Genomic DNA, 13,723 nt, shown 5'->3' with positions numbered 1-13,723 from the left:
GAACCAGTTTATCAGGGGAAGTATGAATTTGTGCAGCTTCGGTAAGTTGTCACTGGGGTGGTACAGTCCAATTTCTTCCCCCTGCTTCTTCTGTTCCCTCGGAATAATTACTCATGACTAACTTTGACTACTTTCTTGATTTTTTAAAATGTTCTAAATAAACCGCAACATTTCTCAAAATTTTGTTACCTTCTTGTTAAGAATAGTTACAATTGTCTTAACACAGGAAATATTTATTATGGAAGTTTCACTTGAGAAGAATGCACCACATCAGGTTGTAATCATTGGTGGTGGCTTTGGTGGACTGTATACAGCAAAGACTCTTGCGAAAGCGAATGTAAATATTACTCTGATCGATAAACGTAACTTTCACCTATTTCAGCCGCTTTTATATCAAGTAGCCACAGGGACGCTATCACCTGCGGATATTTCCTCTCCATTGCGATCTGTACTCAGAAAAAGCAAGAATACACAAGTGTTGTTGGGAGAAGTAAATAATATTGATCCCAAAGCGCAACAAGTTATTTTGGATGATAAAGTAATACCTTACGATACATTAATTGTCGCCACAGGTGCTAATCATTCCTATTTTGGTAAGGATGAATGGAAAGACTTTGCGCCTGGGTTGAAAACTGTTGAAGATGCGATAGAAATACGTCGTCGCATATTTTCGGCATTTGAAGCCGCAGAAAAAGAAAATGATCCCGAAAAACGCCGGGCTTTGTTGACTTTTGTGATTGTGGGGGCTGGTCCGACTGGTGTAGAATTAGCAGGTGCGATCGCAGAGTTGGCATACAAAACGCTCCACGAAGATTTCCGCAATATCAGCACCTCAGAAACGAGAATTTTAATATTGCAAGGGCGCGATCGCATTCTCCCATACATTTCGCCAGATTTATCGCAAGCAGCAGCAGAAGCTTTGGAATCGTTGGGTGTGGAGGTCCATACTAAAGCCAGAGTCACAAATATTGAAAATAACATCGTTACTTTCAAGGAAGGCGGTGAAGTCAAAGAAATTGCCTCAAAAACTATATTGTGGGCAGCCGGTGTAAAAGCTTCCACAATGGGTCATGTTTTACAACACACTACAGATGTAGAATGCGATCACGCCGGACGTGTGATGGTAGAACCGGACTTGACTATCAAGGGTTATAAAAACATTTTCGTAGTGGGAGATTTAGCCAACTTCTCCCATCAAAATGGTCAACCCTTACCTGGTGTTGCACCTGTAGCCAAACAACAAGGAGAGTATGTAGCTAAACTCATTCAAAAACGGGTTAAAGGTCAGACTTTGCCACAATTTCATTACAATGACGTGGGTAGTTTGGCGATGATTGGGCAGAATTTAGCTGTTGTAGATTTAGGCTTAATCAAACTCAAAGGTTTCATTGCTTGGGTATTTTGGCTAGTAATTCACATCTACTTTTTAATCGAGTTTGACACTAAAGTAGTAGTAGTAATTCAGTGGGCGTGGAATTATATCACTCGTAATCGTCGTTCTAGATTGATTACAGGTCGAGAAGCTTTTGTCGAAGCCCAAAGTGTTGAAAATAGCAGTGCTTACCAGACTCCAGAAAAGAAGCAGCCAATCAAGCTTTAGGATTTTGGCTTTGTAGTCCCACAGCATTAAACTCTATCCACAGACCCGCCATTTGTCTCAATATTGACTCCCATAATTTAGTGTGAAGTTACTGGCGGGTTGTCAATTTCTGGGGGGAGATAAAGCCATTTTCTCGCCAAAATGATTTGCTGCACAGTTAATGCTAGGATTACCAACCAAGTTATCAGCATGATGCCTTGATATTCTGGTTTCCCTGGGACAAAGTATACTGCTCCTGTGTCCGAATGCACATTAGTTAACATATAATATGCAAAGTATGCTTCTATGAGAAACATGACTCCCATAATGCGGAAGTTCCAGGAAACAGCTTGATCAATATCTGTTTGGGTTGTGGCTGTGAATATTAATCCCAAAATCAAAACTGCGCTGAATAAATCATGGGCAATGCCATAATATGGATGCCAGTTATGACCAAAGTACATCATCCCTAATTCTACTACTGCTCTTAGTGCCATATTGCACCACACAATCCAGTATAATCGCCGCCATTTATGGGATATTCGGCTATCTATAGCAATTAAAAGGGGTAAAAAATACCAAAACCACAAGGCATAACCAAGCCAAAAAATTTTGGGTAAGGCGATGGAACCACCTAAGCCGTGGTGAGAGTTTTGGAAGTTATAAAAAATTGTCCCGCTGGTTGTCAGGGCAATGATGATTAAATAGTAGAGTGGTTTGAGCATATTTTTTGATTTTTGAACCACAGAGGACGCAGAGAACACAGAGGAAGAGTGTCAAAGCATCATATCTATATGATGTTCTATGCCGGCGGGTGGTGGGGGTGAGTCGCTGTTTTCGTTACATTTGTCACTTTGTCGCCATTTGAGGATGTAGGGTAAAAGTAAGTCGGCTTGGGTGAATTTGTAGTTGGTTGTGGGGAAGCGGTTGATGTTTGCTTGCTGCAATGCCATCATTTTTACGTCTTGTTGAATGATGAAGTGTGATAGGGGTGCGAAAAAGAGTTTGATTAACCATCCTATGGGTTGGACTCGAAAGCTAATAACGGTGTGAACTTCGGTTAGGCGATCGCCTATCGGTGTACAAGAGGAAGTGATAATATAATGACGTTCATCGGAGAAGATGTAATCAACTCGACTGGTCGCAGGCGCGATGAAACGGTCGGTATGTTGCATTTGGGTGCGTTTTTGACTTAAAAGCCACCAAACCACGGCGCTTTCGCGCGGTTCCTCTAAATATTCAGCCACAGCACCATCTGCTAAACTTTGGACAATGGCTTTTACAGGTTTAGCTTTGGGAGTCCGAAACCAAAAGCGATGCACAAAAGTTGCATGAGGACAGTCGAGAAAGTTTTCTAAACAAGCATCAACAGGTGCTAAAAACCGCGTTTTCATGCGAAAGCTTGTCCACCCTGGTGCATCTAAATAGGGGAATTTTACAGGGTGTGGGGTAGCGGGTGTATCAGCTAAACATACCCAGACATAGCCATCTTGTTCTAAGCAATGATATTTTTTGATACTTAAGTTACTGGCAATTTTACAGTCTGGCGGTAAAGCTGGAACTTTGTTGACTATGCCATCAGTATTATATTGCCAGCCATGATAAGGACATTCTATAGATTCTTGACATACTTTTCCCGCAGAAAGAGGGGCGTGTCGGTGGGCGCATCTATCTTCGAGGGCTGCGACTTTACCCGATGCAGTGCGGAATATAACAACGGGGATAGATGCAATTGTAGCGCTGAGTGGTTTCTGCTTCAGTTCCAGGGAACGACAGACTATGTACCAATAACGATGACCGATAAACATAATTTTGTGTCACGCAAAGGCGCAAAGACGCAAAGGGTAAGAGTTTGAGAGATGAAATTTTTAACTCCCGATAAATAAAGAAATACTAAATTATTTAGGCTGGTTTATTTGGTTGTATAAGATGATGATATTGATTAAGCTGTAATTGTTGATGTTGAATATTTTCGTCTCCACACCAATGTATTTCTACTGGAATTGTCTCTTCTTGAGAGTTACCTAAACCAAATAATAAACGTTTATCACCTTGGGCAGAAAATCCATTTGATGCTTGCACTTCGCGTAATTGTTTACCACTTTTTGAATTAATAATTACTTGTGTACCCACAGCATCACGATTACAAGTTTTACCATTACCAGCTAAATCTAACCCTAACCATAATTTTGCTGCTGAATCATTACGATAAATTGATACTGGGTGAAATTGATGTGTAACTAAAGCATCTAAATCACCATCATTATCTAAATCTGTTAATGCAATACCTCTAGAATTTCCTAATTCTTTCCAACCCACTTGGGAAGCGACATCAAGAAAACGTTTCCCTTGATTGAGATATACTCGATTCTGTTCATAGGGAAAAATACATCTGTCGCGTAAATCAGCCCATCTGTCTGCATAGCCGTGAATATCTGGACCTGTTAAGGCTATTTGCGAATTCCAATACCAAAAATCAGCACATTTCCTTTCTGATGCGACATTTTGGAAATAGTGCGGCGTGGTAATTTTACCTTTTAATCTTTGATTTCTGGTTTCGGAAAGTGGGCGGTCATAACTATTATCTACCATGCCGTTGGCTTGGAGTATATCTAATTTGCTATCTCTATCTAAATCACCCATCGCCCCACCCCAACCAAACCGATTTTCGTTGAGGATGTTGTGTTTCATGGCTGCATCGGTAAATGCTTTTTCGCCAATTTGATCGACATTTCCGCTATTCATCCACAATAAACTACCTTCGGCTTGCAGTTTTTCATGGACGTTGGAAACGTAAATATCTAATTGTCCATTATTATCGACATCTCCCAAGGAAGCATTCATCCCTTTATAGGTGTCATGACTGATTTTACCTACCAATTTCCCCCGGATTAGGTCGAATTTTTCACCTTGTTGATTAATATATAATTGGTCGGGGCCAAAGTCGTTAGCTAAATATAAATCTGTCCAGCCGTCGCCGTTTAAATCTCCTGTTCCTATATCTAATGTCCAGCGATTTCCATCGAGTCCTAAGGCTTTGACATCTTGTTTTTCTAATTTATTCCCTGTGTTGAGATAAAATAAATTCTCTCCTCCATTATCTGCATCATGCCAAGTGCGATGCATGACATTCATCATCCGGCGGTCATTGTCATACTCTGGTTGGGGTAACTGGAATATATTCAAGTAAGTAGGTTTTTCATAACCTGGTAATAATGGATTCATGGCATTACCAACCATTAAATCTAATTTGCCATCTCGATTTATATCTACAGCATTGGCAGTCAGACTAATTGTATAGTCATCAATGCCTAATTCTGCGGAAACATCAACAAATTTGGGTAGACAATGCTGTTTTTGAGATGGACATTCTTCTCGCAGGCGGTTTTGTAATAATCGTGATTTTCCATAGCCGACTGATAAGAATAAATCGGCATCGCTATCGTTATCATAATCCCACCATAAAGCGCCGGAGGGTAAGCCCTCTGTGGTTTGATGATTGACTAATTCATCTAAGGCGGGAATGGGTAAGCGGGTAAATTTAAAGTTACCTTGATTGAGGTATAAAGCGGCGCGATCGCTGTTATCTTTAAGAGGATAAGTTAAAAATATATCCTGTAATCCATCTTGGTCTACATCGGCTACGGCTACGGCATCGCCTACCGATAATAACCATTTCCCAATATGTTGTAATCTGGGATCTATTTGTTCTAAAATCTCACTTTTGTGGGTAGAAATCCCGGCTGCATCGGCGGCAATTTCTTCAAAGGTAAAATCTGTTTGAATAATATCTTTGGCTGCAACTAATTGCTGATAACCCCAAAATCCGCTGGAACCGATGAGGGTGATTAAAGTCCAACGATAGATAGGATGAAATATTTGATTAATATTTAAGGTTCTTAAATCTTTAATTTCCTGAATTTTAAACCAAATTAACCGCCCACTAAAGTAAATAAACCCTGCAATAAAGAATGTTGACAAACTCTCAAATTTATGGAGATATAAATCCAGGAGAACGATAATCAACGACATCCAAATTTGACCTTTTCTGGTCTTGGGTGATGTCGCTGGGTCGGTAATCATAAAGAATGTGAATAAATAAAACGCCGGGGAAGATAACGCCCCCATGACAATGGTTTCAGGCGGGACTAAATGCTGTGTCAAATAGCCACGAACACACAATTGTAAGGTGTAGAAAAACAAAAATGAAATGATTAAAGCTGTGCGGTTAATCCTTAAGGCAAATAGTAGTAAGGCGGCTGTAATAATAAAGATAACTATAGCTATAGAACCACCCCATTGATAAGCGGGTGCGGCACTAATTAAGCCATTTCCTAGTAATAAACTCGCAGTGATGCCAAATAATGCTGGGTTGTAAATATGTCTTCCTTTAGCTGTGAACAGATATTTTGAAGAAATGGCAAAGAAAACAGGTACTAATGGTAACCAAGAAGCATGGGCAAAATTAGTTAAAATACTTAATGAACAACCTGTAATGGCAGCACTTAAAGGAAATAGTAACTGGCGTTGTTTAAATAGCCAGTGCAGGATCATATCGAATATACAAGCCGCACTAATAATTAATAAGATTTGCGCGGGAGAACGGTTAAATCCTAAAACTGTGATTCCTAAAATAATATAAGAAATTAATATGCCTAAAATTGCTAGTCTTGGGTCAGATAAACTAGGTTTACGCTCCCATTGCCAATGAAATGGGAAATTTTCTAGTTTAATTGTAGTTATATTCATACTGCACCTATTTCTACACAAGGGACTCGTCCATCAAGTTGATGAAACGATGCTGCACCATCTGGATAATGAATAGCAAATAGTCTGCCCCCTGCGTCAATTCTTCGGTATTCTTTAAGAATTGATGTTAGCAGATCATCTGCGTGTAATCCGGCAATAAAGTAATGCCAGGGACCTTGATAGCGATCGCGATATAATTGCCGCAGTAAGGCGCGAAATATCTCTGGGCTATTGTCTGCGATCGCCACAAATGCTAAATAAAAGTAAGGTACCATCGCACCCGGAGACGGTAAGGCTTTAAGTGGTGTGACTTGGGAAAGCAGATTGTAAAAAAACCGCATCCTGGCAAATTGGGGACTGTAGCCTTCTATATGAGTTTGGCGGAAGGTGTGCTGTTCCCAAGCGGCGATAGTTCCCACTAACTCGTGATTGCGTATTGCCAGATAAAAATCTTCGGCTTTGAGTCCCCGCAGTCTGTTACTGTGAAAATCGGCAAGATCATAGTATGGTGCAAATTGTTTTTGCGATCGCCATTTCTGCACAAATGCTAAAATATCTGGTAGCATCTCTGGTTTTCCCCGTTGAAAACTTACCCCCGTCAGCTTAATTTCCGGCTTTGGTAAATCTAGATGTATGGCTGGGGAGTAAATTCGCCCCATATCATGATATTGCGGTAAGCCAGCCCGCCCACCTGTAAGATTTTTGATCGCTTGGACATTTTCTTCTAAAATGAGCGAAAAGTATAAAGAAACGGGATTTATTTCATGTAACTTTTGAAAATATTTGTATCCCCTTGCTAACAGAGTTCCTCGGCGATAATCTGGGTTTACACGTAAGTCTGCTAAATATCCCAGCTTGTCTAATTTACCATTAATAAATGCGCGATTAATCAGCCGACTACCTAAACCAATAATCTCACCAGTTCGACTATCAGTACATTTAATAACTTGTACACTTTCGCCCTGAATTTGACAACCAGAAAAATAATTTGGTTCTCGGCGAAAGCTAACAGAAATATTGCCTTCCATTCTATCCATCGCCATTCTTTGACGGAGTGCAGGATCATCTTCTGGGGTAGCGAGGGCAAATTCAAATTGACTCATTTAGATATAGCCATCCTAGATAAGATGTGAACATTTCTCTTTATTCTCTTCCTCTGTGATCTCTGTGTCTCTGTGGTTCGTTTAAAAAAATTCCGTTTATACAAGGGTGTATTTGTATGAGGAAAGAACCGCAAAGTACACATTGGCGCTAGCCTCTCCCTTTGGGAGAAGTACACAAAGAAAGAAAGAAGAAAAGTAGAAAATTCAACACAGTTTTTACAAGCAATGGTATTACTTTACTGATAAAATAATTGCGGTTTATAAGTTGTCGTCTTTGAATAGAGAGGAAGTGGAAGCCATGTTAGGATTGAGTTTAGAGGAAACAAGAGTTTATCAATAAGCAAAAGCTGAGGGTAGAGAAAAAGTATTGAAAGCAGCAGTGCCACTGTTACTAAAAACAGGGATGAGTATAGAACAAATTGCTCAACAACTCAATGTTGATGTAGAAGTTGTCCGAATTGCTGCACAGGCGAATACTGAAAACTGACAATTATACTAATTCTACCTCCCGCGATCGCGTTCTAAATCATCGATAACTTTTTGCAAATACCAATCATCTGACATCCCCGGATTGTATTCTTGTTTTTGATCAATTAATCGTTGGGCGATTTCCCAATATCCTCCCACCATGCGTAAAAGTCGCTGACGCAGCAAACTATAGTTTTGCTGTTTTGACTCAGAGGGTGTTTGGATATTTTTCAGGTTATTTAATACTTGATGGTAATTTACCCAATCTTCTTTTTCACAAAAAATACTCGCCGCTTGCTGAAAGTCTGTAACAGCATTTTGCATTTCTTCTAAACAAGTATAGGCAATGCCACGATTGTAGTAAGCTGGGGCATGATCAGGATTAATTTGCAATGCTTGGCTGTAATCTTGAATTGCTTCTAAATAATTGCCAGATGTTCTGTAGGCGTTACCTCTGGCGGTATATACTAAGGCATCCTGGGGTTGAATGTTGATGGCTTGATTAAAATCAGCGATCGCACCTTGATGATCTCCCAAAAGTGAACGGGCTTTACCGCGATTGCGATAAACAGTCACATCTGCAAAATTAAGAGATAATGCTTGATTAAAATCGGCGATCGCATCTTGATATTGTCCCATTTTGCAGCGTATCACCCCACGGCAGCAATAAGCTTGGGCATCTTGCGGATCAGCTTGTAATATCCAGTTTAGATCAGCGATCGCCTCACGGGTATTTCCTGTTTCGGCTTTTTCTAATAGCTGGGTAAAATATGCGTTGGTCGATAAGATCGGCGCATTAGTAGAACTACTTGATTGTACAACTGGCTTTGGTTGTGGTTGTAACTGTGTAATTTTTTCCATACACAGACGACAATTAGCTGCGTCTTTCTGTGCTAAATATAATTCTGCGGCTTTTTTAAAGTTTGCGATCGCATCGGAAATAAAACCCTGTTTCCGCCGGATCATCCCCCGCAGATCATAAGCAGGCGCATAATGGTAATTGAGGCGAATCGCATTGTCCACATCATTCAAAGCCCCCGGTAAATTTTTCAGTTCTACCCTAGCCAAACCCCGACAATAATACGCCTCCATACTTCCAGGATTCAATTTCATTGCTTCGGTATAATCTGAAACAGCTTGATGAATAGCCCCTGAGTGATAATAAGCCAAACCCCGTTGTAAAAAAGCATCAGCAAAATAAGGTGTCCATTGTAAAGAATGGCTAAATTCCTCAATAGCGCCAGCGTAGTCTTTTTCCTTAGCTTTTTTCAGTCCTTGATTGTAAAATTCGTCACTCATAGTTAAATCAACCAGATAGACATCCACTTATATGTTAAATATTCATTGTAAATTTAGCTAATTCCCCAATCTCAATTTATTTCTTCTCTCTGCGTCTTGGCGTACTTGGCGGTTCAATTAAGATATAAATTTAACTCACGCAGAGGCGCAGAAGAAGAGTTTAAAAGGTTATCCATACATCAATGCAATGAAAATTAGAACCATCACCACAGGAATCACACTTACATCTCCCCAAAGCACCGATAAAATCAAACAAGCCCATGAATTTAACCAACAAGCAAAAGAAATCTTTGAAGAACAAGGTTATGAAGTGCAAACCACCAGAATTACCACCAACTCATGGGAAGAATATTTATTAAACTTATCAAAAATTGACATTCTTCACGAAATTCAAAATTTAGAAAAAATCTGTCAAAGTCTAGATATCAACTTTTTCAATATTGGCTATGCTAACCAACCGGAAACCATAGCCTTAATTCCCGATATTATTAAATCTACAGCCATTATTTACTGTTCCAGCCAAATTGGTAACCGAGGAACAGGTATCAACTTTCCAAATGCTTGGGAATCTGCTAAAACTATTAAACGCATTTCCGAAGAAAGCGAAAATGGCTATGGTAACTTTCGCTATTGTGTATGGGCAAACTGCCAGCCAGGAATCCCATTTTTTCCTACAGCATATCATGTCGGTGATACTTCTTTTGGGATTGGTTTAGAATTGGGTGAATTAGTCATGCAGGCATTTTCCCAAGCTGGTAATTTGCAATCAGCAGAGAAGGAACTACAATCAATTTTAGAAATAGAATTAATTAAAGTTGCTAAAATTGCTGAAGGAATAGCTCTAAAATTTGGGGTAAAATATAACGGCATTGATACGTCTCTTGCACCATCTTTAGATCAAGAAAATAGTATTGCTTTTGCTTATGAAAAAATCATGTCTGGTAAGTTTGGACATCCAGGAACTTTAGCAATTTCGGGAATGCTAACTCGTGTTTTAAAAAGTGTTTCTGTAAAAATCTGCGGTTACTCTGGTTTGATGCTTCCAGTATGCGAAGATGTTGGTCTAGCTACTAGGGCTAATGAGCAAACTTATGATCTTACTCATTTATTATTATATTCGGCTGTTTGTGGTTGTGGGCTGGATACGGTTCCAATTCCTGGTGATATCACAGTTGACAAGATTGCTGCTATATTAATAGATTTGTCTACTTTAGCTATTAAGTTGAATAAGCCTTTATCGGCTAGATTATTTCCGATTCCAAATAAACAAGCTGGGGAAATGACTAGTTTCAGTTCCCCTTATCTTGTGGATTGTCACGTTTTTGCTGTGGATTGAATTTCGGAGAAACGAACCGCCAAGTACACCTTGGCGCTAGCCTCTCCCTTTGGGAGAAATACACAAAGGAAGAAAGAAGAAGGAAAGAGAGAGAATGGGATTAATAATCTATCAATAAGCTGGGAGAGGTTAAGACAAAAACATCTCTGGTTCCTTGTCCTTCTATCTGTGGTTTGATGGGTGTGGTAAAGTGGAAAAATTCATGGTCGTTGACTAATAATAGTTCTCCGGGATTTAAGATTTTGCTAAATACTGGTTTCTGTTTTTTTGCTGTATATAAGTGGGTTTCTCCACCTTGAATATTTTCTCTATTCACAGCGAAGATTCCAATAAAGTCTGTTCCATCTTGATGGATACCTTCGGGGGCTGGATTTCCTAAGTTATTAGGGGAACAAATGGTTCTAATTTGATGAACTCCTATTTCTGCTTCGGGGTGAAGTTTACAGGAATCACTAAATGCTAAAACCAGATTTTTAAAACTATTCAGTTCTACAAGTTCATCTTCTAATTCTGCAAACTCTCTTTTAATATCTCCCAATAATGGATTGTAGTCTTTCCCTTGGAAGAGGTAGCCATGAGGTAATTTAATTAATTTATCCTCAGTAGCGATGAACCGAGATAATCGTCGGGAACGATAATTACCTTTGATATAAGGATCATCTGGGAGATGATTAAAAAATGGTTTGAAATTTTCGGGATTTATGGAATTTACTTTTCTGAGAATAAACAAAAAAGCATATTCTAATTCTGTTGATTCCCACACTTGTTGCATAGGATTTACCTGCTTACACATTTCAATCCTCCCCCATGTTCCTTGATGAGAGGCTTATATTACTGAGTGTATGCGACTTTTTATTAAATTGTCGTCAAATTGACTACAGAAATTGACAGATTATGATATGTAATTCATTCACCTTGGGAAAGATATTTATAGATAAGGGCGAATGAGTAAAAAATCAATGTATATTCACTAACAGCATATAGGTTTGATGATGATTGACTGGCTTTACAAGTATCCACCTCTATATTCGGGAATATTACTGAAGCGCTACAAGCGTTTTTTTGCTGATGTTCAACTTGATTCTGGCGAAATAGTCATAGCACATTGTCCCAACACAGGGCCGATGACTGGAGTTTCTACTCTTGGTAGTGCGGTACAACTTTCTAAAAGTGATAACCCCCAGCGCAAATTGGCTTACACCTTAGAATTGATTCAGGTAGAAGATAACCAGCCAACTTGGGTAGGAGTGAATACCATGTTACCCAATCGCATCATAAAACTAGCATTAGCAAAATACCTCTTCCCTGAATTGGGAGACTATAGCCAAATTAAAAGTGAAGTAGTTTATGGACAAGATAAAAAAAGTCGGGTTGATTTTTTCCTGACAGGTAGCGACGCAGAACGCCCAATTTATTTAGAAGTAAAAAATACTACTTGGGCGCAAGGAACTTTAGCAATATTTCCAGACACCGAAACCACCAGAGGACAAAAGCATTTACGGGAATTAACCGCACTCCTACCCCAAACCCGTGCAGTGATGTTGTACTTCATCAACCGGGGTGATTGTACTGAGTTTGCCCCTGGTGATATTACAGACCCAGTATATGGTAAACTATTACGAAGTGCGATCGCACTAGGCTTAGAAGTCTTACCCTGCCGTTTTGACATCTCACCAGAAGGCATACGCTACTTAGGTTTAGCAAAACTCAAAATCTAACTCTCCGCGTACCTCTGCGCTTATCTCCGCGCCCCTCTGCGTTAAAAACAATGATCATAATCATCATGGGTGTCTCCGGTTCCGGAAAAACCACCATCGGTCAACTATTAGCCGATGCCTTAAACTGGGAATTTAAAGACGCTGATGACTTTCACTCCCTAGATAATATCGAAAAAATGCGGCTAGGTATTCCCCTCAATGATGCCGATAGAAAACCTTGGCTAAAAGACTTGCAAACAGCGATCGCACTATGGTTAAAAGAAAATGCCAATATAGTCTTAGCCTGTTCCGCCCTCAAAGCTGATTATCGCCAATATTTAGTATTAGATAGCGATGGGCAAAGCCCCGCCGGAGGCGAACGCATCCAGCTAATTTACCTCCACGGCAATTTAGATTTGCTCCAACAGCGACTCATCGGACGGCAAAACCATTTTATGTCAGAAAAACTCCTCAACAGCCAATTAGATGCCCTTGAGGAGCCGGATGATGCCATTTTTGTAGATGTTTCTGAGCCACCGCAATTAATTGTGCAGAACCTGAAAACGGTTCTAGGGCTTTAGGTAGGCGATTTCAAGCATGACAGAACAGTTTCCCATCATGAAGATTCCGCCAGATGCACCTGAAGCTGATGAGGATTTAGGAACAAAAGAGAAGTTTTGGTTTCGCTATCAAAATCGACCTTACCTGTACAAAAAAACCAGACAAAACACAGGTGAGGACTGGTCGGAAAAGATAGCATCTGAGTTGTGTAATCTGTTGGACTTACCCCATGCTGTTTATGAATTAGCCACATTTAATGATGAAAATGGCATTATTACGCCTTGTTTTTTACCTGAACGTGGAATCCTAACTCTGGGGAATGAAATTCTGGCTCCAATAGTATCCGATTATCCACAAGATTCTAAAGACCTGACTAAACACACCATTAAAAATATATCTAACGCTTTAGAAAGTGGCTCGGTCAATTTACCCCTTGACTGCATACTACCAGCAGGAATTAGCCTGGCAATAGAAGTTTTTGTGGGATATTTACTTTTAGATGCTTGGATAGGCAATACTGATAGACATCACGAAAACTGGGCATACATAATTTTTGCCGAGAAGATTCATTTAGCCCCAACTTATGACCACGCTTCTAGCATTGGTAGAGAAATGTCCGATGAAAAAAGACGCTTGAAGCTGAACAATAAATCTGTCACAGGTTATGCCGAAAAGTGTCGTTCCTTGATTTATCCTAGTTCTGGAGGAGAAAAACCTCTGAAAACTTTTGATGCTTTTCGTGAAGTCCAACAACTTTATCCAGAAGCTGCCAGGGTATGGTTAGAGAAACTAGCAAGGTTGTCCAGCAATGATACGTTAAAGCTATTTGAACGCATACCATCTCATCGCATATCACCAACAGCAATTGAATTTGCCCAAACAATATTGAAATTTAATCAAAATAGATTGCTAAAACTGCTGGACACCTGAA

At 39.8% G+C, this 13,723-nt stretch carries 11 protein-coding genes and 1 pseudogene; 6 read left to right on the top strand and 6 right to left on the bottom strand.

Annotation, left to right across the window (positions count from 1 at the left end; translation table 11 throughout):
• Positions 1-238 precede the first annotated feature (238 nt).
• Entirely contained in the window at positions 239-1,600 is a 1,362-nt protein-coding gene (locus AACX33_RS07255; RefSeq protein ID WP_193997783.1) for an NAD(P)/FAD-dependent oxidoreductase, read from the top strand.
• Positions 1,601-1,677: 77 nt separating this feature from the next.
• On the opposite strand, the gene AACX33_RS07250 is transcribed toward AACX33_RS07255, so the two are convergent.
• From AACX33_RS07250 to AACX33_RS07235, 4 genes are all read right to left on the bottom strand, one after another.
• Positions 1,678-2,304, bottom strand: coding sequence for a hypothetical protein (locus AACX33_RS07250; RefSeq protein WP_193997784.1), 627 nt, complete (start codon positions 2,302-2,304; stop codon positions 1,678-1,680).
• A 51-nt stretch (positions 2,305-2,355) separates the two neighbouring features.
• A complete protein-coding gene (locus AACX33_RS07245; protein WP_193997785.1) occupies positions 2,356-3,387 on the bottom strand; it encodes an aromatic ring-hydroxylating oxygenase subunit alpha in 1,032 nt (343 codons plus the stop codon).
• 94 nt (positions 3,388-3,481) lie between these two features.
• Positions 3,482-6,328, bottom strand: coding sequence for an FG-GAP-like repeat-containing protein (locus AACX33_RS07240; RefSeq protein WP_193997786.1), 2,847 nt, complete (start codon positions 6,326-6,328; stop codon positions 3,482-3,484).
• On the bottom strand, positions 6,325-7,431 hold the full coding sequence (locus AACX33_RS07235) for a hypothetical protein (RefSeq protein ID WP_193997787.1): 1,107 nt from the start codon (positions 7,429-7,431) through the stop codon (positions 6,325-6,327). The genes AACX33_RS07240 and AACX33_RS07235 overlap by 4 nt, the downstream gene beginning before the upstream one ends.
• Positions 7,432-7,681: 250 nt before the next feature.
• Here AACX33_RS07235 and AACX33_RS07230 point away from each other — a divergent pair.
• Positions 7,682-7,918, top strand: a pseudogene (locus tag AACX33_RS07230) (hypothetical protein); the annotation flags it as partial.
• A 14-nt stretch (positions 7,919-7,932) separates the two neighbouring features.
• Here AACX33_RS07230 and AACX33_RS07225 read toward each other — a convergent pair.
• Positions 7,933-9,198 carry a tetratricopeptide repeat protein gene (locus tag AACX33_RS07225; protein WP_193997788.1) on the bottom strand — a complete coding sequence of 422 codons (1,266 nt, stop codon included), beginning with the start codon at positions 9,196-9,198 and terminating at the stop codon, positions 7,933-7,935.
• Positions 9,199-9,385: 187 nt separating this feature from the next.
• Here AACX33_RS07225 and AACX33_RS07220 point away from each other — a divergent pair, with 187 nt between their 5' ends.
• A complete protein-coding gene (locus tag AACX33_RS07220) occupies positions 9,386-10,534 on the top strand; it encodes a DUF711 family protein (RefSeq protein ID WP_193997789.1) in 1,149 nt (382 codons plus the stop codon).
• Positions 10,535-10,634: 100 nt separating this feature from the next.
• Here the strand turns inward: AACX33_RS07220 and AACX33_RS07215 are convergent, their stop codons facing one another.
• Positions 10,635-11,306, bottom strand: a complete 672-nt coding sequence (locus AACX33_RS07215; protein ID WP_193997790.1) for a 2OG-Fe dioxygenase family protein — start codon at positions 11,304-11,306, stop codon at positions 10,635-10,637.
• A 220-nt stretch (positions 11,307-11,526) separates the two neighbouring features.
• Between AACX33_RS07215 and sfsA the strand changes: the two genes are divergently transcribed.
• From sfsA to AACX33_RS07200, 3 genes are read left to right on the top strand one after another with little or no spacing between them, the layout of a single operon-like run.
• Positions 11,527-12,252 (top strand): DNA/RNA nuclease SfsA, encoded by a 726-nt coding sequence (gene sfsA, locus AACX33_RS07210; protein ID WP_193998033.1) that lies wholly within the window; start codon positions 11,527-11,529, stop codon positions 12,250-12,252.
• A gap of 50 nt (positions 12,253-12,302) precedes the next feature.
• Positions 12,303-12,812, top strand: coding sequence for a gluconokinase (locus AACX33_RS07205; RefSeq protein ID WP_193997791.1), 510 nt, complete (start codon positions 12,303-12,305; stop codon positions 12,810-12,812).
• A 16-nt stretch (positions 12,813-12,828) separates the two neighbouring features.
• Complete coding sequence (locus AACX33_RS07200; RefSeq protein ID WP_193997792.1) at positions 12,829-13,722, top strand: HipA-like protein; 894 nt, start codon at positions 12,829-12,831, stop codon at positions 13,720-13,722.
• Position 13,723 lies beyond the last annotated feature (1 nt).

Origin of the sequence: Nodularia sp. LEGE 04288, from assembly GCF_963896525.1 — a bacterium.
GTDB lineage: Bacteria > Cyanobacteriota > Cyanobacteriia > Cyanobacteriales > Nostocaceae > Nodularia.
The sequence above is the reverse complement of the archived record's forward strand: the minus strand, read 5'-3'. Positions and strand labels throughout refer to the sequence as shown.